This is a genomic window from Streptomyces azureus, assembly GCF_001270025.1.
In the GTDB taxonomy this organism is placed as follows: Bacteria; Actinomycetota; Actinomycetes; order Streptomycetales; family Streptomycetaceae; genus Streptomyces; species Streptomyces azureus.
This window is the reverse complement of the sequence record NZ_DF968469.1, coordinates 19,716-44,705: the sequence shown is the minus strand read 5'-3', so window position 1 is coordinate 44,705 and position 24,990 is coordinate 19,716. Positions and strand designations below refer to the sequence as shown.

The 24,990-nt window shown below is 71.0% G+C and carries 22 protein-coding genes and 1 pseudogene; 12 read left to right on the top strand and 11 right to left on the bottom strand.

The genetic code is table 11. The annotated features are described in order from the left end of the window. On the bottom strand, positions 1–354 hold a 354-nt coding region (locus tag AOQ53_RS36070), incomplete at its 3' end, for an MOSC domain-containing protein (RefSeq protein ID WP_148640428.1). Between the two features lie 45 nt (positions 355–399). Continuing rightward, positions 400–831 carry a DUF6643 family protein gene (locus tag AOQ53_RS36065; protein WP_059423876.1) on the bottom strand — a complete coding sequence of 144 codons (432 nt, stop codon included), beginning with the start codon at positions 829–831 and terminating at the stop codon, positions 400–402. Between the two features lie 298 nt (positions 832–1,129). Here AOQ53_RS36065 and AOQ53_RS36060 point away from each other — a divergent pair, with 298 nt between their 5' ends. Continuing rightward, positions 1,130–2,404, top strand: coding sequence for a TerD family protein (locus AOQ53_RS36060; RefSeq protein ID WP_059423875.1), 1,275 nt, complete (start codon positions 1,130–1,132; stop codon positions 2,402–2,404). Between the two features lie 15 nt (positions 2,405–2,419). On the opposite strand, the gene AOQ53_RS36055 is transcribed toward AOQ53_RS36060, so the two are convergent. After that, on the bottom strand, positions 2,420–3,613 hold the full coding sequence (locus AOQ53_RS36055; protein WP_059423873.1) for a glycosyltransferase: 1,194 nt from the start codon (positions 3,611–3,613) through the stop codon (positions 2,420–2,422). Positions 3,614–3,652: 39 nt separating this feature from the next. Here AOQ53_RS36055 and AOQ53_RS36050 point away from each other — a divergent pair, with 39 nt between their 5' ends. Further along, positions 3,653–4,438 (top strand): glutamate racemase, encoded by a 786-nt coding sequence (locus tag AOQ53_RS36050; RefSeq protein ID WP_059423871.1) that lies wholly within the window; start codon positions 3,653–3,655, stop codon positions 4,436–4,438. Positions 4,439–4,554: 116 nt separating this feature from the next. Continuing rightward, entirely contained in the window at positions 4,555–5,109 is a 555-nt protein-coding gene (locus AOQ53_RS36045; protein WP_059423869.1) for a hypothetical protein, read from the top strand. Between the two features lie 12 nt (positions 5,110–5,121). Here the strand turns inward: AOQ53_RS36045 and AOQ53_RS36040 are convergent, their stop codons facing one another. Further along, on the bottom strand, positions 5,122–6,147 hold the full coding sequence (locus tag AOQ53_RS36040) for an O-antigen ligase family protein (RefSeq protein WP_059423867.1): 1,026 nt from the start codon (positions 6,145–6,147) through the stop codon (positions 5,122–5,124). 319 nt (positions 6,148–6,466) lie between these two features. Here AOQ53_RS36040 and lnt point away from each other — a divergent pair, with 319 nt between their 5' ends. The 4 genes from lnt (at position 6,467) to AOQ53_RS36020 (ending at position 11,500) form a co-directional block, all read left to right on the top strand. Next, positions 6,467–8,083 (top strand): apolipoprotein N-acyltransferase, encoded by a 1,617-nt coding sequence (gene lnt, locus AOQ53_RS36035; RefSeq protein WP_059423865.1) that lies wholly within the window; start codon positions 6,467–6,469, stop codon positions 8,081–8,083. Between the two features lie 68 nt (positions 8,084–8,151). Next, the gene (locus AOQ53_RS36030) at positions 8,152–8,631 is read left to right on the top strand and encodes an NUDIX hydrolase (RefSeq protein WP_059423864.1); all 480 of its coding nucleotides are present in this window, start codon (positions 8,152–8,154) and stop codon (positions 8,629–8,631) included. A gap of 54 nt (positions 8,632–8,685) precedes the next feature. Next, on the top strand, positions 8,686–9,486 hold the full coding sequence (locus AOQ53_RS36025; RefSeq protein ID WP_059423862.1) for a 3-hydroxybutyrate dehydrogenase: 801 nt from the start codon (positions 8,686–8,688) through the stop codon (positions 9,484–9,486). Between the two features lie 73 nt (positions 9,487–9,559). Continuing rightward, entirely contained in the window at positions 9,560–11,500 is a 1,941-nt protein-coding gene (locus AOQ53_RS36020; RefSeq protein WP_059423860.1) for a helix-turn-helix domain-containing protein, read from the top strand. A gap of 60 nt (positions 11,501–11,560) precedes the next feature. Here the strand turns inward: AOQ53_RS36020 and AOQ53_RS36015 are convergent, their stop codons facing one another. The 3 genes from AOQ53_RS36015 to AOQ53_RS36005 all read right to left on the bottom strand — a co-directional run bounded on the left by AOQ53_RS36015 (position 11,561) and on the right by AOQ53_RS36005 (position 16,438). Continuing rightward, entirely contained in the window at positions 11,561–12,946 is a 1,386-nt protein-coding gene (locus AOQ53_RS36015) for an MFS transporter (protein WP_059423859.1), read from the bottom strand. A 642-nt stretch (positions 12,947–13,588) separates the two neighbouring features. Beyond that, positions 13,589–14,809: a metallophosphoesterase gene (locus tag AOQ53_RS36010; RefSeq protein WP_059423857.1), complete on the bottom strand. Its 1,221-nt coding sequence runs from the start codon at positions 14,807–14,809 to the stop codon at positions 13,589–13,591. Positions 14,810–14,932: 123 nt separating this feature from the next. Next, positions 14,933–16,438: a S53 family peptidase gene (locus AOQ53_RS36005; RefSeq protein WP_059423855.1), complete on the bottom strand. Its 1,506-nt coding sequence runs from the start codon at positions 16,436–16,438 to the stop codon at positions 14,933–14,935. Between the two features lie 401 nt (positions 16,439–16,839). Here AOQ53_RS36005 and AOQ53_RS36000 point away from each other — a divergent pair, with 401 nt between their 5' ends. After that, on the top strand, positions 16,840–17,880 hold the full coding sequence (locus AOQ53_RS36000) for an acyltransferase family protein (protein ID WP_236711933.1): 1,041 nt from the start codon (positions 16,840–16,842) through the stop codon (positions 17,878–17,880). Here AOQ53_RS36000 and AOQ53_RS44330 read toward each other — a convergent pair. Both AOQ53_RS44330 and AOQ53_RS35990 read right to left on the bottom strand, forming a co-directional pair. After that, on the bottom strand, positions 17,853–18,440 hold the full coding sequence (locus AOQ53_RS44330; protein ID WP_148640427.1) for a mannosyltransferase YkcB-related protein: 588 nt from the start codon (positions 18,438–18,440) through the stop codon (positions 17,853–17,855). The two genes, AOQ53_RS36000 and AOQ53_RS44330, sit on opposite strands and share 28 nt — an antisense overlap. 87 nt (positions 18,441–18,527) lie before the next feature. Further along, positions 18,528–20,915, bottom strand: coding sequence for a transglycosylase domain-containing protein (locus tag AOQ53_RS35990; protein ID WP_167745801.1), 2,388 nt, complete (start codon positions 20,913–20,915; stop codon positions 18,528–18,530). 330 nt (positions 20,916–21,245) lie between these two features. On the opposite strand from AOQ53_RS35990, the gene AOQ53_RS47045 reads away from it, so the two are divergent. Together AOQ53_RS47045 and AOQ53_RS47040 are read left to right on the top strand one after the other, a co-directional pair. After that, complete coding sequence (locus tag AOQ53_RS47045) at positions 21,246–21,704, top strand: PAS domain-containing protein (protein WP_236711932.1); 459 nt, start codon at positions 21,246–21,248, stop codon at positions 21,702–21,704. Between the two features lie 21 nt (positions 21,705–21,725). Further along, positions 21,726–22,199 carry an ATP-binding protein gene (locus tag AOQ53_RS47040; RefSeq protein WP_236711931.1) on the top strand — a complete coding sequence of 158 codons (474 nt, stop codon included), beginning with the start codon at positions 21,726–21,728 and terminating at the stop codon, positions 22,197–22,199. A gap of 133 nt (positions 22,200–22,332) precedes the next feature. Here the strand turns inward: AOQ53_RS47040 and AOQ53_RS35980 are convergent, their stop codons facing one another. After that, on the bottom strand, positions 22,333–22,710 hold the full coding sequence (locus tag AOQ53_RS35980) for a DUF6281 family protein (RefSeq protein ID WP_236711930.1): 378 nt from the start codon (positions 22,708–22,710) through the stop codon (positions 22,333–22,335). Positions 22,711–23,351: 641 nt separating this feature from the next. Here AOQ53_RS35980 and AOQ53_RS35970 point away from each other — a divergent pair. Next, a pseudogene (locus tag AOQ53_RS35970) lies at positions 23,352–23,621 on the top strand (transposase); the annotation flags it as partial. A 37-nt stretch (positions 23,622–23,658) separates the two neighbouring features. Here the strand turns inward: AOQ53_RS35970 and AOQ53_RS35965 are convergent. Continuing rightward, positions 23,659–24,129, bottom strand: a complete 471-nt coding sequence (locus tag AOQ53_RS35965) for an asparagine synthase-related protein (RefSeq protein ID WP_078945665.1) — start codon at positions 24,127–24,129, stop codon at positions 23,659–23,661. Here AOQ53_RS35965 and AOQ53_RS35960 point away from each other — a divergent pair. Further along, positions 24,123–24,611, top strand: coding sequence for a DUF4231 domain-containing protein (locus AOQ53_RS35960; protein WP_078945664.1), 489 nt, complete (start codon positions 24,123–24,125; stop codon positions 24,609–24,611). The genes AOQ53_RS35965 and AOQ53_RS35960 overlap by 7 nt on opposite strands. Positions 24,612–24,990: the final 379 nt, after the last annotated feature.

The following is a 24,990-nucleotide window of genomic DNA, read 5'->3' as shown; positions in this document are numbered from 1 at the left end:
GCCGAGATAGGCGCTGCACCAGGCGTGCGCGGCATCGTCCTCGGCCGGGACCGCGTCGACCTTGTCGCGGAAGATCTCCACCGGCAGCGTGTCCAACGGCCGGGGGACGGGCACCGTCAGGGGCTCCATGCCGGGTGCGGACAGCCGGACGCCGCCGTCCGGCAGAAGCTCGGCGGCGGCCAGTGCGAGGCGCGGCTGCCCACGCTGCGTGACGACCTTTCCCCCGTCGTCGACCAGCGCCCAGCGCCGGTCTCCGGTCAGTCCCCAGGGCTCCACGACGGCCTCCCGGGGCGCGAGGCCCCGGACCGCCTTGACCGGATGGACGTGGATCGAATGCAGATGCGCGTTCCCCATGGGGCCATCGTGCCAGCCGGCACCGACAGCCCCCGGGCGGGCGGCTCAGTAACCGCGGTACTGCTGGTTGTTGTACGGGTCCTGATAGGGAGCCTGGGCGGGCCGGGGAGCCGCGGGGCGCATCGCCTCGTAGCCCGCGCCGGGTGCCGCCGGGCGCGGCTGCTGCGGCTGGGGGCCGGGATAGCCGCGCGGTGCGGTGGCCTGCTGCGGGATGTACGCCGCCGGCGCCTGCTGGAGCGGGGCGGGTTGCTGCGCCTGCGGGTAACCGTAGGCGGGCTGGGACGGGGCTGCCGGAAGAGCGGGCAGCGCCGACGGGAGGGCGGGCAGGTTGCCGCCCGGCGTGTCGTACTGAGCGGGGACCCGGATCGGGGCGATCTGCGGGGTGCCCCGCTCGGCGACGAGCTTGTCGTAGATCGGGGTGTCCGGGAAGGAGGCGGAGTAGTAGCCGCCGCCATAGGTGGAGCGGGGGGAGGTCATGACACATAAGTTAAGCCCACGATGTGCTGGTTGGGGAGACCGATAAGAGGGTTGTTTTCCGTGTCCGCAGTGACCGGGTATCCCCAATGCGAGCGAACTCGGCAAAAAGGGGCGCCGAGCAAGGCTCCGATCGTGTAAAGGCCGAGCTCCGGGCGGTTGCCAGGAGTTGACCACCGGTCTTCCGGTGTGGCGGCGCATGGGAGTTCGTCGCACGGAGGAATAGGTTTGTGCGAACGGAACTCGACGGACGGCCGGGATGTGCCTGGCGCGGCGACACGCAATGGGGGCGGACATGCAAATGCTGAAAGGTTCAAATACTCCGGTGCCTACCGCGGCGCTGAGGGTGGAATTGGGCTGGCGGGCCGGACCGGGGGTGCCCGACGCCGACGCCTCCGCTTTGCTGCTGGTAAGCGGAAAGGTCCGCTCCGACGCGGACTTCGTCTTCTACAACCAGCCCGCGCACTCCTCCGGCGCGATCCGGCACGAGGGCAAGCGCAACGCCGACGGCCGGGTGACCGACACGCTCCTCGTCGACCTCGCGCGCGTGGAGCCCGCGATCGAGACGATCGTCCTCGCCGCCTCCTCCGACGGCGGCGCGTTCGGGCAGGTCCCGGGCCTGTACATCGAGGTCCAGGACGCCGCCCGGGGAACCGCGGTCGCCCGCTTCGACAACCCGGGCGCCACCACTGAAACCGCTTTCGTCCTCGGCGAGTTCTACCGCCGCCAGGGCGCCTGGAAGTTCCGTGCCGTCGGCCAGGGCTACAGCAGCGGACTCGAAGGACTGGCCACGGACTACGGCATCACGGTGGACGAGCCGCAGCAGGCGGCCCCGGCTCCGGTTCCGGCCCCGGCTCCCGTACTTCCCGTTGCCGCGCCCTCGACGCACACGCCTCCGCCCCCACCGGCCGCGCCCCCTGCGGCACCGCCCGCGCCCGTCCGCCTCACCAAGGTGACGCTCACCAAGGCGGCCCCCTCCGTGTCGCTCACCAAGCAGGGCGGCACCTCCGGCGCCCTGCACGTGAACCTCAACTGGCAGGTCCGCAAGCAGTTCTCGGGGTGGAGCAGCAAGTTCGGCCGCGCGGCCGCGATGCACTCCGACCTCGACCTCGACCTGTGCGCGCTGTATGAACTCACCGACGGCAGCAAGGGCGTCGTACAGGCCCTCGGCAACGCCTTCGGGTCACTGCACCAGCCCCCGTACATCCACCTCGACGGCGACGACCGCACCGGCGCCGTGTCGACCGGTGAGAACCTCACCGTCAATCTCGACCACAAGAACGCCTTCCGGCGCATCCTCGTCTTCGTCACCATCTACGAGGGCGCCCGCTCGTTCGCCGAGCTGAACGCCACCGTCACCCTCCAGCCGCAGCACGGTGCCCCCATCGACTTCTCCCTCGACGAGTGCACCGTTCCCTCGCCCGTGTGCGCGCTCGCCCTGATCACCAACACGGGCGGCGACCTGGTCGTACAGCGGGAGGCGCGCTACCTCGTGCCCGAGCGCGGGGTGAGCCCGCAGCGGACCGTCGACTACGCCTACGGGTGGGGCATGAACTGGACCCCCGGCCGGAAGTGACTCCTCCCGCGGCCGTCAGCCCTCGTCGGGCACGGCGTCCGGGTGGGCGTAGGTGCGGCCCTTCCAGGCCGCACCGCGTCCCCGGTAGTGCTGCACCGCCGAGTCGACCGTCATGAGGAGATAGAGGAACGCGGTGAACGGCAGCAGGGGAGCGAGCCACAGCGGCTGCCCGTAGTAGCGGAGCATCGGCACGTACGTCCCCGTCATCACGATCCAGGCCGACCCTCCGACGACCGCGGCTGCCGCGTTCCACGCCACCAGCCCCACCACGACCGCCACCGGCGGCACCAGGTACACCAGCGCCAGCCCGGCGACCGTCCCGGCCAGCAGCAGGGGATTGTGCCGCAGCTGGGCGTAGGCGCTGCGCGACACCATCCGCCACAGGTCGGCCAGCCTCGGATACGGCCGGACGCTGTCCACCCGGTCGGCCAGCCCCAGCCAGACGCGGCCGCCGCTGCGCTTCACCGCCCGCGCCAGGGCCACGTCGTCGATCACGGCATGCCGGATCGCGTCCGGGATCCGCGCCCGTTCGGCGGCCTCCGTCCGCAGCAGGACGCAGCCGCCGGCCGCGGCCACCGTGCGCGTGCCCTCTTTGCCGATCCGGCGGAAGGGGTAGAGCTGCGCGAAGAAATAGACGAAGGCGGGCACGACGAACCGTTCCCACGTGCTCTCCACCCGCAGTCGGGCCATCTGCGAGACGACGTCGAACCCACCCGCACGAGCCGTCGCCACCAGCTCCCGCAGACTGTCCGGCGCGTGCGCGATGTCGGCGTCCGTCAGCAGCAGGTACTCGGGATCACGCGCGCGAGCCAGGCCGACGCCGTGGCGCACCGCCCACAGCTTGCCGGTCCAGCCCGCGGGCGGCTCGCCCGGCGAGCCCACGGTCAGCGGCAGCCCGCCGTTCCCGCGCGCCAGTTCACGCGCCAGGTCACCGGTGCCGTCCGTACTTCCGTCGTCGACGAGGAAGACCTCCGCCCGCCCCGGGTAGTCCTGCCGGAGCAGCGACGGCAGCGCGGCGGGCAGCACCGCCGCTTCGTCGCGGGCCGGGACGACGACGCACACGGACGGCCACGCGTCCGGTTCCCGGCGCGGCGGCAGCCGCACGTCCGTACGCCAGAAGAAGCCCTGACAGAGCAGCAGCCACAGCCAGGCGAGAAGTGATCCAGCGGCAGTCCACACAACGGCGCTCACGCGCGCAGTCTGCCCCACCGGAACGGCCCGGGACCGCTCATCGTCTATCGTGATCGGGTGAAGATCGCGCTCATGGACTCCGGAATCGGTCTGCTGGCGGCCACCGCCGCGGTGCGGCGGCTGCGCCCCGACGCCGATCTCGTACTCTCCCTGGACCCCGACGGCATGCCGTGGGGCTCGAGGACCACGGAGGACCTGATCGAACGTGCCCTGGCCGTCGCCGAGGCGGCCGCCGCGCGCCGCCCCGACGCCCTGATCGTCGGCTGCAACACCGCGACCGTGCACGCGCTCACCGCCCTGCGGGCCCGCCTCGAACCCGGGCTTCCGGTCATCGGCACCGTCCCGGCGATCAAGCCGGCCGCGGCCGGCGGCGGACACCTCGCCATCTGGGCCACCCCGGCCACCACCGGCAGCACGTACCAGCGCACCCTGATCCGGGACTTCGCCGGCGGGGTCCCCGTCACCGAGGTGCCCTGCTGGGGCCTGGCCGAGGCCGTCGAACGCGCGGACGAGGCGGCGATCGACGCCGCCGTGTCCGCGGCGGCCGCACTGACCCCCGACGACGTGACCACCGTCGTCCTGGGCTGCACCCACTACGAACTGGTCGCCGAGCGCATCCGGGGGGCCGTCCAGCGCCCCGGCCGGCCGCCCCTCGTGCTGCACGGCTCCGCGGGCGCCGTGGTCGCGCAGGCCCTGCGCCGGCTCGGCGAGCAGCCCGCGCCGGGGGCCATGCCCCACGGCACCCTGACCGTCCTGCTGAGCGGACGCGAGGGCACGCTCCCCGCAGCCGCCCTGGCGTACGCCGAAGGACGGCTGCTGCGGGCGGTCACGCCGGCCGGCTGACCGGCACCGGTCACCGAGCGTCGTCGGCGTGCTGGACCCGCTCCCGCCGCCCGGCCGGCGCAGTCACGCTCCGCCATGAGGAACCAGCGGAGCGAAACCTGAGTAACCTCATAGGCATGAGGGACCACCGCCACGGCGAGAACGCTCCCCACGCGCACCCCGACGTCTGGACCGGCCGGGCCACCAACCGGGTCCAGTGGCTGCTGGCGCTCATCGGCGCCGCCTGCATGGCGTTGGGCATCGCACTGGCCGTCGACCCGGCGTGGACGTCCGGCATCGTCCCACTGGTCATGGCCGTGGCCGGCTGCATCGCAGCCGGGCTGCTGGTCCTCTTCGGGACACTCGCCTTCGTGCACGTCGCCCTGCGGGTCGACGAGGAGCACCTGGAGGTGCGCTGCGGCCACATCGGAGTGCCCCGCCGCCGCATCCCGCTCTCCCATGTGGTGGGCGCCACGTACACCTCGCACGTCACTCCCCGCCACTGGGGTGGCTGGGGTTATCGATGGCGGCCGGAGATGGGCACCGCGGTAGTCGTACGACGGGGTGAGGGCGTCGTGCTGGAGCTGTGGGACGGCCACACCTTCACGATCACCGTGGACGACGCGGAGGCGGCCGTACAGGTGATCAAGGCGCGGCTGGGGCGGACCAAGCCGGGCGCTGCCGCGCACTGAACGGGCTTCCGATCACCGCGCCGGGGTGCGTCCGGCGCCCCTGGAACGCGTGTCCGGGGCGGTGCTCGACGGTTCGACGATGAGCGGCCGGGCCGTGGCCATGCCCGCCAGCAGTCCCACACCCACCGACACCGCGGTGAAGCTGAGCGCGTTGCCGATCGCGGCGATGGCCGCCAGCGCCGTCAGGGCCACGCCCGCGGTGAGCGCCACCGGCGTCGGGCGGGGGCCGCGCCACAGCGCGTACAGCACCCAGCCGAACGCCGCCGCCAGCAGGACCACGCCGACGATCCCCTGTTCGGCCGCCTGCTGAAGGGGTGCCGAGTGGGGCTTGCCGTCGGACAGCAGTGACTGTGCGGACGTCGTGCTCAGCTCCCCGAAGCGCCCCGGGCCGACCCCCAGGGCGGCGTCGTCGCGCAGCAGCTGCCAGGCGTCCTGCCAGAGCTGTACGCGGTGCGGCGTCAGCCGCTCCTCGAGGGCGGTCACGAGCCCGCCCGGCACGGCCCGCGCCGCGACCGCCCACGTCAGACCGGTCACCAGGACGGCGACCGTCCCCAGTACTGCGAGGCCGGCGCCGCGGTGCCGGGTGCGGCCGGCGGCCAGCGAGCACAACAGCACAGCGACCGAGGTGACACAGCCGGTGGCCGAGCCGAGTACGGCCGCCAGCACCGCCGTCCCGGCGGCCAGCAGCCGCAGGGCGAACCGCACGGCCGGAACACGAGCGGCCCAGGCGGCGCAGCACGCGGCACCGGCCGACAGCGTCAGCACGGCAGCCGTCGCCCCGGCATGCCCGAGAGGTGTGGTGATCTGCGGGCCCGGCACCAGGTGCGGGACGGTCAGGGTCAGCCCGATACCGGCCAGCGCCCCGGCGCAGGGCGCGCCGACCGGCAGCAGCGCCCCGCCGATCCGCCCGGCGGCGTACCCGGCCGCCACGGCCAGCACCGCGAGCAGCACACCCTCGGGCCGGCCGTCGTGCACCGCCGCCGTGATCAGGGACCAGCCGGCGCAGGCACCCAGCACCACGACGCCCGCCGCGTCCACAGCGATCGGTCTCTCACCGTCCGCGCCCTGCCCGGACGTGGACGTCAGCCCACTGGAACCCACCGCGCCCCGCCCCCGCACCACGTCGCCCCTGACCTGTGAAGACCCCGGTCGCACGGGCCGCCACCGGCCGCACGACTGAGGCTTCGGGACACCGTAGCCGCTGGTGGACGGTTTGTGGATGTGTCGTGACGAAATGAGCAGGAACGTTGCGGCAGATACGCCCTGACTCGGTGCGCGGTCGGGCCCGCGGCGCGTGACGCCGCCGCCTGGTGGACCGCGCTGTCGGTGCCAAGGTCACTCGCCTTACACTCCGGGAGTGACCGTCACCGCAACCTCCGTCGGCGAGTCGGACCAGCTGGAGCCGCGGATCGCGCCCGAGGCGCGGGCCTGGGCCCGGCGGCTCGGGCGTCTCCTCCCGGCCGCCGCAGCCGCGCTCTCCGGCCTTCTGCTCTACGTCAGCTTTCCGCCCCGCACCCTGTGGTGGCTGTCCCTGCCGGCCTTCGCGATCTTCGGCTGGGTGCTGCGCGGCCGCGGCTGGAAGGCAGGGCTCGGCCTCGGCTACCTCTTCGGGCTGGGCTTCCTGCTGCCGCTGCTGGTGTGGACCGGAGTGGAGGTCGGTCCCGGTCCCTGGCTCGCCCTGGTGGCGATCGAGGCGATCTTCGTCGCACTGGTCGGCGCCGGTGTCGCCGCCGTGTCGAAGCTGCCCGGCTGGCCCGTGTGGGCGGCCGCTGTGTGGATCGCCGGCGAGGCGGCACGCGCGCGCGTGCCGTTCGACGGCTTCCCCTGGGGGAAGATCGCGTTCGGGCAGGCGGACGGTGTGTTCCTGCCGCTCGCCGCGGTGGGCGGTACCCCGGTGCTCGGCTTCGCGGTCGTGCTGTGCGGCTTCGGGCTGTACGAAGTCGTCCGCCTGGCTGTGGTGTGGCGGCGCACCGGCACGGTGCGCAGGACCGCGGCGGCAGTGGGTCTGCTGAGCCTGGCCGTCCCGGTCGTGGCGGCCGGCGCCGCCCGGCCGCTGGTCAGCGACAAGGCCGAGGACGGCAGCGTCACCGTCGGCGTGGTCCAGGGCAACGTGCCGCGGGCGGGCCTCGACTTCAACTCCCAGCGGCGGGCCGTCCTGGACTACCACGCGCGCGAGACCGAACGCCTGGCCGCGGAGGTCAAGGCAGGCAAGGTCGCCAGGCCCGACTTCGTGCTGTGGCCGGAGAACTCCTCCGACATCGACCCCTTCGCCAACCCCGACGCCCGCGCCGTGATCGACACGGCGGCCAAGGCCGTCGGCGTGCCCATCTCGGTCGGCGGCGTCGTCGAACGGGACGGCAAGCTCTACAACGAGCAGATCCTGTGGGATCCGGCGAAGGGGCCCGTCGACACCTACGACAAGCGCCAGATCCAGCCGTTCGGCGAGTACCTCCCGCTGCGCTCGCTCATCGGGGTGATCAACAAGAACTGGACGGCGATGGTCCGCCAGGACTTCAGCCGGGGCACCAAGCCGGGCGTGTTCACCATGGACGGCGCCAAGGTCGGTCTCGTCACCTGCTACGAGGCGGCCTTCGACTGGACCGTGCGCTCCGAGGTCACCGACGGCGCCCAGATGATCTCCGTGCCGAGCAACAACGCCACCTTCGACCGCAGCGAGATGACCTACCAGCAGCTCGCCATGTCCCGGGTCCGCGCGGTCGAGCACAGCCGGACCGTGACCGTGCCGGTGACCAGCGGGGTCAGCGCGATCATCATGCCGGACGGGAAGATCACGCAGAAGACCGGCATGTTCGTCGCCGACTCACTGGTGCAGAAGGTGCCGCTGCGCTCCTCGCAGACGCCCGCCACACAACTGGGCATCCTGCCGGAGATCGCCCTCGTGCTGGTCGCGGCCGGCGGACTGGGCTGGGCCGTCGGGGCCGGAATGCGCGGGCGACGCGCCGGTGACGTGTAGCCGTACGCCGGACGCACGCCGCCTGAAACCCGCCGGGGCGCCGGAAGCCGCCCATTAGGGTCGGCGGCATGGCTACTCCCGACTTCATCCGCACCCTCCGTGCCTCGGCCGGTCATCAGCTGCTCTGGCTCCCCGGAGTCACCGCCCTGGTCTTCGACGACGAGGGCAGAGTGCTGCTCAACCGCCGGGCCGACACCCGCAAGTGGTCCGTGATCGGGGGCATCCCGGATCCGGGGGAGCAGCCGGCGGCCTGCGCCGTGCGGGAGGTCTACGAGGAGACGGCCGTGCGCTGTGTCGCCGAACGGGTCGTCCTCGTCCAGGCACTGGACCCCGTCACCTACGACAACGGCGACATCTGTCAGTACATGGACATCACCATCCGCTGCAGGGCCGTCGGCGGCGAGGCGCGGGTCAACGACGACGAGTCGCTGGACGTGGGCTGGTTCGACATCGATGCCCTGCCCGAGCTGAACGAGTTCGGGCTGTTGCGGATCAAGCAGGCTCTGTCGGACGCCCCCACATGGTTCGACCCCACTGCATCCGGCTGAACTGTAGGGCGTGACCACATGGGGTGCGGCAGGAGTGCTGCCTAGGGTCGAGGCATGACCGCGCCCCATGTCCTTCCGGCACCCCACGCCTCCCCGCTCGATCTCGGTGGCCGCACCGCGCTCGTCACCGGCGCCGCCGGCGGCATCGGCCGTGCCTGCGCGCTGCGGCTCGCGGCCGCCGGGGCGAAGGTGAGAGCGGTCGACCGGGACGCCGCGGGCCTGGAGGCGCTCGCCGGGCAGGGCAGTGACCTCGCGGGCACCGTGGAACCGCACGTCCTGGACCTCACCGACCTGGACGCCGCCGAACTCGCCGCCGCGGGTACCGACGTCCTCGTCAACAACGCCGGGCTCCAGCTCGTGAGCCCCATCGAGGAGTTTCCGCCCGACATCTTCCACACGGTGCTCACCGTGATGCTGGAGGCACCTTTCCGGCTGATCCGCGGTGCCCTGCCCCACATGTACGGACAGGGGTGGGGCCGCATCGTGAACGTGTCGTCCGTCCATGGGCTGCGCGCCTCGGCCTACAAGTCGGCCTACGTGGCCGCCAAACACGGGCTGGAGGGACTCTCCAAGACCACCGCCCTCGAGGGCGCGCCCCACGGTGTCACCTCCAACTGTGTGAACCCCGCCTATGTGCGCACCCCACTGGTCGAGAAGCAGCTTGCCGACCAGGCCCGGGCGCACGGCATCCCCGAGGAGCGCGTGCTGTCCGAGGTGCTGCTCCAGGACAGTGCCGTCAAGCGGCTCATCGAACCGGAGGAGGTCGCCGAGGCCGTGGCGTACCTGTGCGGTCCGCAGGCGTCCTTCATGACCGGTACCTCGCTCGTGCTCGACGGCGGCTGGACCGCCCACTGAGCGGCCCTGTGCGTCCGTCGGGAGTTGTCCACAGGGCTGACGGGACGGCCCGGTCATGGTGAATCCTGTGAGCATGTCCAGCGATCACGTGCAGTCAGCCGAGCGCTCCGCCGGCATCGCCGAACCGCCACCGGCCGGGGCCGAGACGCCCTATCTCGAGCTCCTGGCCCGGGGCGCGTCCGCCGACGCCTACGAGCAGCCGGTGCTGCTCGCGCGCGCCGAAGGGCGCCCGGCGGAGTGGATCGCCGCCCTCCAGCGGGCCAAGCCGCTCGCCCTGCGCGTGCGTTCGGAGCTGGAGGGACGGCGCCGCCGCGAGGCCGAGCTGTCCGCACTGTTCGAGACCGCCCACGACCTCGCCGGGCTGCGCGACCTGGACGCCGTACTCCAGGCGATCGTGCAGCGCGCCAGGTCGCTGCTGGGCACGGACGTCGCCTACCTCAGCCTGAACGACCCGGCGAGGGGCGACACCTACATGCGGGTCACCGAGGGCTCGGTCGCAGCCCGGTTCCAGCAACTGCGGCTCGGCATGGGGGAGGGGCTCGGCGGCCTGGTCGCACAGACCGCACGCCCCTATGTCACCGACGACTACTTCAAGGACGACCGCTTCCAGCACACCCGCACCATCGACGCCGGCGTGCGGGACGAGGGGCTCGTGGCCATCCTCGGCGTGCCGCTGACACTCGGACACCACGTCATCGGCGTGCTGTTCGCCGCGGACCGCCGCGCCCGGGTCTTCGAGCGGGAGCAGATCGCCCTGCTGGGCTCCTTCGCCGCCCTCGCCGCGGCCGCCATCGACACCGCCAACCTGCTCGCCGAGACCCGGTCGGCCCTCGCCGGCCTGGAGCGGGCCAACGAGATCATCCAGGACCGCAGCGGCGTCATCGAACGCGCCTCCGACGTGCACGACCGGCTCGCCGAGCTCGTCCTGCGCGGCGGCGGGGTCCACGACGTGGCCGCCGCCGTCTCCGAGGTCCTCGACGGCACGGTCGAGTTCGCCGAGGCCACTGCGGCGCCGGCCGAGGCCCTGGAGGCGTCCCGCGCGGAGGGCCACGCCGTGCGGCACGAGGACGACTGGATCGCCGCCGTCACCGCCGGCGGAGAACTGCTCGGCGCACTCGTGCTGCGCGGCCACCCCGGGCTCGACCCCGTCGACCAGCGCACCCTGGAGCGTGCCGCCATGGTCACCTCCCTGCTGCTCCTGGCCCGCCGGTCCGCCGCCGAGGCCGAACAACGCGTCCGCGGCGAACTCCTGGACGACCTGCTCGACGCCCGTGACCGCGACCCGCGCCTGCTGCGGGAGCGCGCGGCCCGCCTCCACGCCGACCTCGACGCCGTCCACGTCGTACTGGCCGCGCGCCTGGAGGGCGACGCGCCCGGCGCCGACCAGGAGGCGGACGCCCGCAGACGCCTCGCCGCCGCCGCGTCCCACCTCGCCGCGACCCGGCACGGCCTCGCCGCCGCACGCGACGGCGGCACCGTCCTGCTGCTGCCCCTCGGATCCGGCGACACCGCCACCGAACTGGCCCGTCGCGCCGCCCGGCACCTGGGCACAGCGGTCCACGCACCGGTCACCGTCGGCGCCTCCGCACCCGCGGAGAACCTCGCCACCCGTCCCGACGCCGTGGCCACGGCCTACGCCGAGGCCCGGCGCTGCCTCGACGCCCTGCGGCTCCTCGGCCGCTCCGGGGACGGCGCCGCCGCCGAGGATTTTGGTTTCCTGGGGCTGCTCCTGGCCGGTGACCGGGACATCCCCGGCTTCGTCGACCGCACCATCGGCCAGGTCGTCGCGTACGACCGACGACGCGGCACCGAACTGCTGCGCACCCTCGACGCGTACTTCGCCTGCGGCATGAGCCCCGCCCGCACCAAGGACGAACTGCACGTCCATGTGAACACGGTCGCCCAGCGCCTGGAGCGTGTCGGCCGCCTCCTCGGCGACGACTGGCAGAGCCCTGCCCGCGCCCTGGAGATCCAACTCGCCCTGCGACTGCACCGGTTGTCGGCACAGCACTGACCCCCATAGGCGGGCCCCCGCGCGCGGGGACGCACGCACGGGGGCCGGTGCCGGGACATGTCAGGGGGTCCGGGCGTCCGCCGCCGGTGCCGTGGTCCGGTCCGCGTCGGCGGGAGGGACGACGTCGGCCAGATCCCGGTGGCGGGTCTCCTTGGCCGCCGCCACCGCGACGACCGTGAGGACGGCGGCGCCGATGACGTACAGGGCGATCGGCGTGGAGCTGCCGTAGTCGGACAGCAGCGCGGTGGCGATCAGCGGCGCGGGCGCGCCCGCCGCGACCGAGGCGAACTGGGCGCCGATGGACGCGCCGGAGTAGCGCATCCGCGTCGCGAACATCTCGGAGAAGAACGCGGCCTGGGGCGCGTACATCGCCCCGTGCAGCACCAGCCCCACCGTGACAGCGAGGATCAGGTTGCCGAAGCCGCCGGTGTCGATCAGCGAGAAGAACGGGAACATCCACAGCCCCACCCCGACAGCACCCATCAAGTACACGGGACGGCGGCCGATCCGGTCGGAGAGCGCGCCCCACGCCGGGATGGCGGCGAAGTGCACGGCCGAGGCGATCAGCACGGCGTTGAGCGCGGTCTGCTTGGAGAGGCCGACCGAGGTGGTGGCGTAGACGAGGATGAACGCGGTGATGACGTAGTAGCTGATGTTCTCCGCCATGCGCGCGCCCATCGCGATCAGGACGTCACGCCAGTGATGCCGCAGCACGGCGACCAGCGGCAGCTTCTCGGCAGTCGCGGTCCGGTCCGCCTTGCGGGCCTCGGCCTGCGCCAACGCCTGCTTGAAGACCGGCGATTCATCGACAGACAGACGAATCCACAAACCGACGATCACCAGCACCCCGGAGAGCAGGAACGGTATCCGCCAGCCCCAGCTGCCGAACGCGGCGTCCGACAGGACGGCGGTCAGCAGGGACAGCACACCGGTGGCGAGGAGTTGCCCCGCCGGCGCACCGGTCTGCGGCCACGAGGCCCAGAACCCGCGCCGCCGTGCGTCCCCGTGCTCCGACACCAGCAGCACGGCACCGCCCCACTCGCCGCCGAGCGCGAACCCCTGCACCAGCCGGAGCACGGTGAGCAGGACCGGCGCGGCCGTCCCGATGGTGGCGTGCGTCGGCAGCAGCCCGATCGCGAAGGTCGCCCCGCCCATCAGCAGCAGACTCAGCACCAGCAGCTTCTTGCGCCCGAGCCGGTCGCCGTAGTGCCCGAACACCAGCGCACCGAGCGGCCGGGCGGCGAACCCGACCGCATATGTCAGGAACGACAGCAGTGTGCCGACGAGCGGGTCGGAGTCCGGGAAGAACAGCTTGTTGAACACGAGCGCGGCGGCGGAGCCGTAGAGGAAGAAGTCGTACCACTCGATGGTGGTGCCGATGAGGCTGGCGGTGACGATGCGTTTGAGGCTGGCGGGGGGTGGGGGAGCGGTCGCGGGGGTGGACATCGGCACCACTTCCATGCGGTTGGCGGGGACGTTTTCGTGTCGCCATACCGTAGGAATCCGCAGGTCAGGCGCACATGTGGCGGGGCAACATAGTTCGAGGATTGGCTATGCGTATGGCCACCATGCCGACTCATGGAGAGGCGGTTCAGGGGCTCAATGGCGGTCGAAACGAGTGCCGTCCGGACGCGTAGTTCAGGGTGATTTGATGGTGCGGTGCTGACTCCCGTGCTGGTTTGGTGCTGACTCAAAGTCCAAGGCCTCACCCGTCTTCACCTGTCCCTGACTTGGTGCTGACTACGCCCCGTTGAACTCGGGCATCTGGGGTTGATCGGCTCAGAGTCGTTGCGTGGTAGGTGAGTGGGCTGAGAGACCGAGCGCGGCCTTGCCGCTCAGCCGCCGTGGACACGGGCAAGGCGCTGCGCCCGGGCGTCGTGCGCGTTCGGCCCAGCAGATTCTTCGTCTGCTGGTGGTACAGGCGTCACGCGTCGCTGACCTGCGCAAACGTGGCCAGGTATGGCTCATTGGAGCCGTCGGCCCGGGAATGGTCCGGATCTTGTCCTCGGCGAGACGGGCCTGGTCATCTGCCGACGCCGCCCCCCTCGGCCCGTGGACTGCTCCAAGCGGATGTACTGGCTCCCAGTGCTACGGCTGGGTGGGCAGGTGCGGGGAGCGGAGCACGAGCAGGGTGATCTCGCTGGGGGCGAAGACGCGGAACGGCGGGCCCCAGAAGCCGGTGCCGCGGCTGGTGTAGAGGAGGGTGCGGGTGCCGTGGTGGCTGAGGCCGGCGAGGGCGGGCTGGTCGATGCGGACCAGGTGGTGGAAGGGCCAGATCTGGCCGCCGTGGGTGTGGCCGGAGAGCTGGAGGTCGATGCCGTCGGCTGCCGCCCGGTCGACGAACTTGGGCTGGTGTGCCAGGAGCAGAACGGGTAGGTCGGGATCGGCGCCGTTCAAGGCTCCGGCGAGGTGGGCGCGGTGGCCTGCCAGGCCGGAGGACTCGGCGGTGACGTCATCCACGCCTGCGACCACGAGGGTGTCGCCTCCGCGTTCGAACAGCAGGTGGCGGTTGCGCAGCGGCTCCCAGCCCAGCTCGCCCATCAGGTCGACCCAGCCCTGGGCCTCGCTGTAGTACTCGTGGTTGCCGGTGACGTAGACACGGGCCCGGGTGGCCCGCACGATACCGAGTGGGACGGCCTGGGCGCGGCGGCGTTCGGCCGTGCCGTCCGCGATGTCGCCGGTGTGGCAGACCAGGTCGGCTTCCAGAGTGTTCACCGTCTCGCATACCCGCGCCGACCAGCGAGTGCGATCGAGCGGGCCGTAGTGGGTGTCGGTGATGAGGACGACGCGGATGCCGTCCAACCCGGCACCCAGCCGCGGGAGTTGCACGTCGAGTCGGCGCACGCGCGGCACGCGGCGGGCTTCGGTGTACCCCCAGGCGAGTAGTGCGGCGGATATGCCGAGGACGGCCCAAGTGACGATTCGGGCCCGGTCCTGACTCTCGCCGACGCCGGCCACGGTCAGGGCGAGCCGCAAGAGGACGCCGAGCAGAATGGACCAGGTGAACAGAACCCAGCTGCTGCCCAGCAGGGTGTCACCGACGATCGCCGCCCGGTCCTGCTGCCGACGGCCGTGGCCGCGCACCATCGCGAGCGGCATACCGACGAGGCCGAGGGCGAACAGGGCGGTGCCGACCAGCGTGACGGGCAGCGGCCAGTGCTGGCCGGTGTGCAGGAGCACCCAGCAGGGCACGGCCCACAGCAGGACGGGGGCGATCAGGGGGAGGTAGCGCATCAGGCGGTGCAGTCGGCTCTGCCGCGGAGCTTGCGCTTCGCTGTCGGCGGGCCGGGTGTCGCTGGTGTCGGTCACGCTTCCCCTCCCTGACCAGGATGCCGTCTCGCGCACTGTATCCGGTCGCCCTCGGGCGGGCCGGAGCGGCGTTGATGGGCGCGGAGTCCAGGCCCACCACCTGCCCGGCTGTGGCCCGGAAGGTCAGCCGCCGTGCACGGCGCTGACGAGGTCGGGCAGGAGCTTCGCCGCGTTCGGCGTCCCCAGTCCGGTGACGGGGTCCCATCCTGTGCCGGCCGCATAGCCCGGGACCGACGTCTCGGCGGTGTTGTTGCCCACGGTGACGTCGTTGAAGTCGGCCGCGTAGGTGGCCGGGTCGGACGCGAGCTTGTACAGAGCCGGGTTGATCCGTCCGAGTCCACCGTGGTTGAGCTGGGCGGCGATGGAGACCAGGCCCGCCCACTGAGGACACGCCAGTGAGGTGCCGCCGATGTCGTACCATCCCGTGCTGCACGGTGTGCTGCCGCACTTCAGCCCGCTCTGGCCGTCGGGCGGGAGGGACAGGTACACCAGTGCTCCCGTCGACGGACTCGCCTGCAGGGAGATGTCCGGAACGCCGCGCATGGCGCCGATGGCCGTGCTGCCGGCCGGCAGCGTGCCCGACTGGTAGTCCGGCTTGGCGAAGACGCCGCTGTAGCCGCCGCCGGAACCGGTCCAGCCGGTCTCCGACTGGCCGGGGGCGTTCTGGCAAGCCCCCGGCGGGGAGGCGCTGTCGACGACCCTGCCGCTGGTGGCGCCCGGGTCGGTGCACAGGTTTGTGCCGCCCACTCCGGTGACCAGCGGGTCGGATGCCGGCCACTCGACAGCGGGACCGGAGAGCGTCGACCCGCCCTGGCCCACCGGTGTCTTGGCCGAGCCGGCGCTTCCGTCGTCACCCGACGAGCCGAGAACGGTGACGCCGTCCTGTGCCGCCGACTTGAAGGCGTAGCGCAGTTTCTCCAGCGACTGGGCGCTGCCGAAGGCGCCCTCCGCGGAGGCGAACGACTGGGAGATGACGGTGGCGAGGTGATGCGCGACGACGTACTGCTCGGCGGCCATCATCTGAGGGAAGCCCTGTACCCCGAGGGTCTCGGCGGTGGGGGTGGTCACCAGCAGGATGTTGGCGCCGGGCGCCATGGCATGGGCGGTCTCGACGTCAAGAGCCACCTCCAGTGCCCACGCGCTCTTGTCCTCCTGCCCGGGGCCGCTGCTCGTGGACGGTGGCGCTTTGGTGGCGGGCGAGCCCTGAAGATGAAGCTCGCTGAAGGTCGGCATGCCGGACGCACAGCTGACGCCCTCTTCCCCGCACATGGGCGCGATGCCGAATGCACGGTCGAAGACATGCAGGTCGTGGGCCATGGTGTCGCTGCCGTAGGAGTCGACGACGGCGATCGTCTGACCGCGTCCGTCGTCCCCGGCTGAGTGCAGCGGGCCCACGTTGTAGGCGGCCTGGATGGCCTGCGGGGTGAAGCAGCGGCGTCCTGCTGAGGCGCACTGCGACTGGGTGGGTGGGGTCTGGCTGGTGGTCACCTGTGTGTAGTCGGCCACGGTAGGCCGTACGCGCGGATAGGCGGCCTGGTGGGCCGCGCTCGTCGCGGGGACGGCGCCCGCCGCCGCGAGGCTGAGGGTTCCCACCCCCGCGAGTAGCCACCGTCTGATGGTGCGTGCCATCAGAGTCCTTCCTTGAGTGCCAAAGGGGACTTGGGCGTCCGCCACCTCAGGTGGGGGGTGGGTACAGGGGGTGCGGACCTGGCGAGGCTAGCCCTCGCGACTGCCGGGCCAACACATTCGTCCTGTCAACAATGATCAAGGAATGGCCCTTGCCGAACAGGTCGAGCGGACGGCCCACACCGATGTGATGCTCCCCACGAGCCCGGAATGAAAGGCGACGATCGGGCAAGGCTCACGCGCATGCCGCACACGCACAACACTCGGCAGGTGACGTGATGGCGGCGGCGGCCGGGTCAACCCGGACGCTGCCCGCCACAGCGACCGCAGTCGAGGCCGCTTCCACAACCGCCGCTTCCACAACTCCGGCGCCTTCACTGCCGTCACTCACGGGACTGCGATGGATGGCGGCGTTGCTGGTCTTCGGGCTGCATGTGCGCAACTTCGGATACTTCGGGGGTACCGGCGGGCACATCGCGACGTGGGGGTTCGGGGCCGGGGCCACCGGGGTGTCGTTCTTCTTCATCCTCTCCGGCTTCGTCCTGATGTGGTCCGCACGGCCGGGCGACCGAGCACCGGCGTTCTGGTGGCGGCGTATCGCCCGGATCTATCCGGTCCACCTCGTCACCGCCGCGATCGCGCTGCTCATGGGGCTCACCCTCGCCCACCAGGCGAAGCCCACCCTGTATCAGGCCCTGGCCAATGTGCTGCTGCTGCATTCCTGGTGGCGCCCCTGGTGGCAGACGCTGGATCCCGTCAGCTGGTCGCTTGCCTGCGAGGCATTTTTCTATGCCGCCTTTCCGCTGCTGGCTCTCTGGCTGCGCCGCCTGGGAGCCCGGGGATCGGCCGTCCTGGCCGGTCTGTCGGTGCTGGCGGTGCTGGTGCTGGCCTGGTCGGACGCGCACCACTGGCTGGGCCAGCCGCTCTACTCCTTCCCTGCGGCCCGCCTCCCCGAGTTCGTCCTCGGTGCCGCTGTCGCCCGCATCGTCGGTCTCGGCCAGTGGCGCGGGCCCAGCCCGCAGGCCTCACTCGCTCTGGCGATCATCGGTTACTTCCTCGTCCCCCACGTCCCCGCCGGCTACCCGGCCACCACCTGCACCCTCATCGGTTTCGCCCTGCTCATCCCGGCTGCGGCCGTCGCCGATCTACGCGGCCTCCCCTCGATGTGGCGGCACCGAAGGCTGGTGCGGCTGGGCGAACTCTCCTTCGCCTTCTACATGATCCATCTCCTGGTGCTGCGGATCGGCACCAACCTGCTCGGCACCTCTCCGCACTTCGGCGTGCTGCCGGCGCTGACCACCACCGTCGTCGCGTTCGCCGTGGCGCTGGGGTTGTCCTGGGCCTTGTACGAGGGTCTGGAACGCCCGGCCAGACGACTGCTCCTGCGCAGGTATTCCCGGCGTGAACACCGCGCCGGTCAGCCGGCCGTCGGACGGCAGTCGTAGAGGGTGAAACTCCCATCCGTCCGACGCTCTTCGTACGCGCGTGGGGACACGCGTGAGCAGTGGCCCTTGACCCAGGCGGTCGCCGGGGTGCTCGGACGCTGGGTCGTCAGCATTACGTAGCGGACCTGGTGCTCGCCCACCAGCGTGCTCAGCCGCGCCGCGCTCGGGAAGGGTGTCAGCCCGGTGAAACCGCCCATGACCAGCAGCGGATCGGAGGCGGCCCGCAGCAACGGTTCGGCGGTGTACGCGGCCTGGGTGGCCAGCAGGTACTTCTCGCCGCTCCGATGGGCCGTCAGGTAGGCGAGCAGGGCCTTGTCGCGGGCGCCCGGTGTGGAAAGCCCGGTGCTGAAGGTGGGCTCGTGGCCGTGCAGTCGGCGTAGTTGCCGCCGACCGGGCCGGCCAGTGGGGAGGTGGCGGCCCCTGCGTAGAGCGGGTCGGTGCTGGACACCGCCCAGGCCGTGGGGAGGACGAGCACGGCGGCGACGCCGGCGGCCAGTGCCCAGGCTCGCTGCCGGGAACCCGTGCGCGGCCCGCGCTGGCACAGCGCGGCGACGCTGCACACGGCGAGCATCACCACCACGGGCAGCTCCGCCGCCTGCGCACCTCATCCTGAGACCGTTCTGGCGGGGCCGGAGCCGGAGCCCAGGTCATCGGTGTGGTGATGACCCGCCACCGTTCCCTTGCTTGCCGCCTCCCGGGCCGAGGAGACCTCCTGTCAGGCCGGGACTGGTCGGCGAGGGGGAGGGTGTGGGAGCGGTGGGGGAGGCGCACCCGCCCGGGATGTCGCTGCACGGCGTGGTGGAGGGGGACGGTGCCGGTGTGGTTGGTGAGGGGGTGCTCGAGGGCGACTCGGTCGGGGATGCCGAGGGGGTGGCGGACGGAGCGCCGTTCTCGTTGGCTCCCTTGCCGAGTGGCGGTGCCGGGGGGAAGGACTTCACGGGCTGGCCCTGGAGGGCGGCGGACATGTAGCCGAGCCACACCTGGGTGGGCATGTCCGCGCCGAAGACCTTGCTGTAGCCGCCGACTCCGGACATGGACCGCAGGCCCGAGTTGCCGGAGCCTTCCTTGAACATGGTGACCGCCGTGGACAACTGCGGGGTGTAGCCGATGAACCAGGCGGACTTGTAGTCGTCCGTGGTGCCGGTCTTGCCTGCGGCGGGCCGTCCGAGGGCCAAGGCGTTGGTGCCGGTGCCGTGCTCGATCACGTCCCGCAGCACGCTTGTGACGGTGTCGGCGGTCGAGGCGGGCATGGCCCGGGTACCGGCGGGCGGGGTGAACCCCGGGAGTTGCCGCCCGCCGTCGAGGACCTTGGTGACCGAGTAGGGCTCGTGGTGGACCCCTTCCGCGGCGAAGGTGCCATAGGCGTCGGCCATGCGGATGGCCGACGGGGTGGAGGTGCCGATGTAGAAGCCGGCGGTGTCGTACTGGAGGCTGCTGCGCAGCAGGCCGGCCGCCAGCGCCTCGTTCTCCACGGTGTCGTACCCGACGTACTCGCCCAGCTGGACGTACGGGGTGTTGACCGACTGCTCCATTGCCTTGCGCAGGGTGATGTAACCCCACTTGGTGGAGACGTCGTTCTGCTGATGGAGCAGCCCGGTGGGGTCGCTGCCGTCCGGGAGGTACTGTCCCTGCTGGTTCTTGATCTTGATGCCGTTGTCGCCGTCGAACCTGCTCTCCGGCGTGATCGGCGACGGCGGCTGCCCGGGGGAGAGGACCGCGCCGCGGTCCAGGGCGGCGGCGAGATCGAAGGGCTTGAAGGTGGAACCGACCGGCACGCCGGAACTGTTGGCGTTGTCCGTGTAGTGGCCCTTGTTCCAGCCGTCGCCGCCGTACAGGGCCACGATCGCTCCGGTGGCCGGGTCGACGGAGGCGGCACCGACCTGCACGTTCCGGTCCGCCGGCCGGTGCCGCGGGTCCAGGTGCCGCCCCCGCATCCTGGCCACCGAGGCGCTCAGTTCGGCGACCTGGTGCCTGTCGAACGTGGTGTGGATCTGGTAGCCGCCCTGGTTCAGCTGCTGGTCGGTGAGGGACGAGTGCTGCTCGACGTACTGCTGCGCGATCTGGACGAGGTAGCCGACCTGCCCGCTCAGCGAGCCGGAGTGGGTCATCGGTTTCGGCACCGGGAAGCCGGCCCGCAGATACCGCTGTTCCTGTGAGGGGCTCAACTTCCCGATGGCGGCCATCCGGTTCAGCACGTACTTCCAGCGGGCGGTGGCCTGGGGGCGGGCCTGCGGGTCGTCGGCGTTCATCATCACGCTCGGCTCGTTCACCGTGGCCGCCAGGAACGCTCCCTGGCTGACGTTCAGCCTCTCCACCGGAAGGTGGTAGTACGCCTGGGCGGCGGCCTCGATGCCGTAGGCCCCGCGACCGTAGTAGTTGCTGTTCAGATAGCCCTGGAGGATCTGCTGCTTGCTGAGCTTCGCTCCGATCTTCAAAGAGATCATGATCTCCTTGAACTTGCGCGACAGGGTCTGGTCCTGGCTGAGGTAGGTGTTCTTCACGAACTGCTGCGTGATGGTCGACCCGGACTGCACCTGGCCGCCCTCCGCCATGTGGTACAGCGCCCGGAGGATGCCCTGGGGGTCGACGCCCGGATCGGTGTAGAAGGACGCGTTCTCCGCCGCGAGGAAGTCCCACCGCACATCGGACGGAACCTGCGACAGGCTCACGTTCTGCCGGTTCACCTGGCCCACGCTGGCCATCTGCGAACCGTCCGACCAGTAGAACACGTTGTTCTGGAGCTGGGTGTTCGGGTTGACGCTCGGAACGGACACCGTCGCGTAGGCGAAGCCAACCGCGCCGACCGTGCCGCCGAAGAGCAGCATGAGGACGGTCAACACCTGCTTCCAGGACGGCAGCCAGCGCCGCGGACCGCGTCTGCCGGCCCGCGGATAGTCGATCAGCCGCCGCTTCCCGGACGTCCCGCGCCAGGAAGAAGCGGCCGGTCGCCCGTCCGGTCCGTGTCTCGCCGTCGTCCTGCGCGACGAGCGCCGGTTCGCCGTCCGGGCGGTCCTGCGCATCTCCGCTCGGGTCATCCCGGGCTGTCCGCCCGCAGGGTCCTTGTGCGAAGGAGACCCGCTACGGTAATCGCTCATCCTTGCTGCCTTCAGTGAGATTCGCATGCCGGAGTCGGTCGTAAGAGGCGTGACCGTGCTTGCGGGTGAGAAGGCTTCGTGCAGGTGAACGGCCCACCGCTTTTGCTTCTGTGTCGGTTCGAGGGACCGGCGCCAAGCTGAGCCTAAGCAGACCATGCCGGGCAGAGGCGACTGCTTGGCGCCCTGTTGACCGCTCCATCGACACGAAATGGCCTCCGGCTGACCGGCTCGATACTTCGATCAGGCCCTCGACCGGGCATCCGGGAGGGCGTGATCGCCTTCGATCCCGACGGCCGGATCACCGTCGTCAACGACGAGGCCCGCAATCTGCTCCGCGTCGGCACGGTGCTCGGCAGCAGGCTTGACGCCGTGCTGCCCGACGGGCGGCTGCGCCGCGCCCTGGACGGCACGCTGACCGGCACGAACCTCAGCGTGCTGACCGACGACCACTGCCTGGTGGTCAACCGGATGCCGGTGACCCTGCACGGCCGTGAACTGGGCGCGGTGGTCACCGTCCGCGACCGCACCGAGCTGATCGGGCTGCTGCGCGAACTGGACTCGGTGCGCGGGCTGACCGACGCCTGCGCGCCCAGCAGCACGAGTTCACCAACCGTATGCACACCGTGGCCGGGCTGCTGGACATCGGCGACCACGAGGCCGCCTTCGAGTACGCCGTCGAGTCGGCCGGCGCCGACGAGGCGCTGGCCGAGTCCGTACGCGAACGGATAGGCAGCGCGCTGCTCGTGGGGCTTGATCGTCGCCAAGACCACGGTGGCCGCGGAACGCGGCGTACAGGTGGTGCTCAGCGACGACTCCGCGCTCGGTGAGGACCCGCCGCATCTGCGCCGGCTGCTGACCATCGTCGGCAACCTGCTGGACAACGCGATCGACGCCGCGGCCGGCGGACCGCCCCCGGCGGGCAGGCGCGAGGTCGAGCTCTCGCTGGTCGAGGCTGTCGACCAGGTGCTGCTGCGGGTCGCGGACAGCGGCCCGGGGGATTCCGCCGGGCGCCGCCGAGCCGATCTTCGAGGACGGCTGGTCGACCCCGCCCGACCGGGCATCGCCCGGCGCGGGTTGGGGCTGGTCGCCCAGCAGCGTCGCCGAGATCGATCAGGTCGCGAGCACCCACAACGAGACCCAACCGACCGATCGATGTTGCTTGCGCAACGGCCTCGGCGGACCGCCGGTGGGTGGCCCGGCTGGAGCAGTACGAACCGGTGCTGAACGCGCTGGACACTTCGCGAGCCGCTTGCAAGATCGGAACTCGGCGACGGCCCTCAGCGTGATCCTCGCCGTGTTCGAGCGCCGCAGCAGCAGACCGGGCTGGTGCGGGGCGGTGCCGCCGCCCGCACCGGCGTCAGGATCCCTCGATCACTTTCCGCACCTCGGGCGGCAGTTCCTTGTGCGAGTAGACGACAACGAGCCGCGCGTCCGCAGGCGTGTCGCCGACCGCGATGGCCACCTCGGGTGGGACGCCGTTCACCTCGTAGGCCGTCATCGTGTCCGCCGGTAGGGTCTCTTCCTGGCCGCCAGTGTCGTCGCACGCGGGCTGGGTGGCGTTGCCCAGCTTCCCGCCGACCGTGAACGTTACGTCCGCGACATCCTCGTATGTCCGGTCCTGATGCAGGATCCGGTAGGCGCAGGACGCCGACCCGTCGCCGTCACGGCTGTTGCTCGTCGTGCACGCAGCGGCAGACCCGCGGAGCTCCCGGACCATCTCATCGACGCCTCCCATGGGGACTGCCGGGTAAATACTGCGCAGGGCCAGGACATCGCCCTGGCCGAGAGTCCTCGCGATCGTCTTGCACCTGAACGAAGCCGGGTAGCTCCGGCGCGACTTGCGCGCCGGACGGCTGTTTCACGGCTGTGCGCCGACAGGCGAGCCATGGCTGGCGCCCAGCCGTCGTCCACGAGCATGAGATGCCCTGCTGTCCGCGGCCGGTTCCGGTTGGTGCTTATATTTGCCGAAACCGCAGAGGCCGTAGGGCCTGAGCCGAGGCTCGAAAGTTGTCACGTCGGCATGCTCTTGTCACCGAAGCATGAGCGGGGTTCGAGAGGGAGACGGGCGGAGTGCTGGTGGCGAGGCCGGCAGCTGTTATCGCCTGTTCGTCGCCGTGGGTGAGGACTATGATCGCCAGCAAGGCGGGGTCGTAGCACAGAGGTAGTGCGCCGCGACATCATCTCGGAGGACGTCGGTTCGAATCCGACCGCCCCGCCCCTTCCAGTCCAGAACGCCGCCCTGTGGCTCGAATCTGTGACCGGTGACAAGGAACGCGCCGATTCGGCGACAACTGCCATGCCTCGTCACCCTGGAGCCGCATGTCAACGGCCGCCGGTAGTGACAACCATCGGGCCTCGGCTCAGCATCATGTGGTGATGGTCGAGCGCATGGTGCCGGACGAGTTGTGGGAGCTGTTTCAGCGGGTGGTCCCACCTGCTCCAACACGGCCGCAGGGCGGCGGCCGGCGGCGGTACAGTGACCGCGAGGTCCTCGCGGCGATCATCTTTGTGGCCACCACGGATTGCAACTGGCGGCAGTCGCCGCCGGTCTTCGGCCCGTTGGGGCCGACCGCGCACTGCCGGTTCACCGAGTGGAGCACCGCCCGGGCTTGGGCGAAGCTGCACCGCCTCATCCTCGGCGAACTCGAGATGGGAAGCAGGAGGTGACTGGAGTTGAGCCACGTCATGACCTTCGACCCCGACTGGGTGAGGGCCTCCGCACGCTGGGGGACGAAGACGCCGTGCAAGGGGGGGAGGGGGCGCTGAGAACCTTGTCGACGGAGCGCATGACCTCCGCGTTGGAGGCGGGGTCGTGGGCGCCGGGGTATCCGCTCTTGGGCCGGTCCGCGGTTTCCCGCGGGAGGACGTCGGAGAAGGCGAGCCGCAGCAGGCTCTTCCAGCGGCCGTCGGCGTTCTTCATGTCCCAGGGCACGTTCCACGCGTATTCGACCAGCCGGTGATCGCAGTACGGGACACGTACCTCCAGGCCCACCGCCATGCTCATGCGGTCCTTGCGGTCGAGGAGGTAGGTGAGGGGGCCTTTCAGGCTGTAGTACATGACCTCACGCATACGGGCATTGAGCCTAGTCGCTCTTGGCTGTCCCTTGAGGATGGCGCCATCTGGAGTCGGTGCCAGATACTGAGTGCATGTCATCCGGTCGCCAGGCTCGCGGACAGCCCTGGGAAGACGCCGCCGACCCAGCGCTTGCTTATGCCGTGAACCATATGAATTGGTATAGACGCGCCTGTAAGCGGCACCGGATCCGTACCAAGGTGACCGACTTGGTGATCTTGCTCAGTACGGCCGCCACTGTGCTGACCTCGGCGTTGCACGCCCCGGCCCTAATCACGTCGCTGATTGCATCCGTCGCCCTGTTCTTCGTTGGGTTTCGTCAGGTCTTCCACTCCAACGAACGTTGGGTGGCTATTGGGACGGCATGGCTCGCGCTCGAACAGGAGATTGTTCGCTACCACTTGATGCCGGACGCCGCACGCGATGACGCCGCAAGGCAAGCTCTGCTTGACCGAACTGCCGAGATCGTTCTGACGGAAACCCGAGGATGGGCTGACCGGCGTAGTGGCTTCGAGGCGCTGCCCGCACCGCAGACGAACACCGGTGCGCCCGGATCTCCCTGAGCAGCTGCGTCTGGTCCTTCCGCATCTGGATCTCCTATTCGGCGGCTTCTGCCGGCCTTGAGGTTCGGTTGCTGGAGCGTCGGCTGACTTCGGCGGACTAGGCGGTCCAGTCGCCCGCGGAGAGACGTTGCCAGGCGACTGCGACGTCGGTGTGGATGCCGAGGGTCCGGGCGAGGATCGCGGCGGGGGATTCGGTTGCGAGCTGGAAAAGCGCGGTGCTGCGGGCCTGGTTGGGCCGGATCCCGAGCTGGTTGAGGCGTTGTGTCAGCTGTGGTGCTGATCGGCCGTCAGGGCTGTCCGCCGGGGAAGAGCCATGGAGACGGCACCAGGGCGCCGATGGTCGCGTGGCCCTTGCGGTTCGCGGCGACCGCGCGGGCCA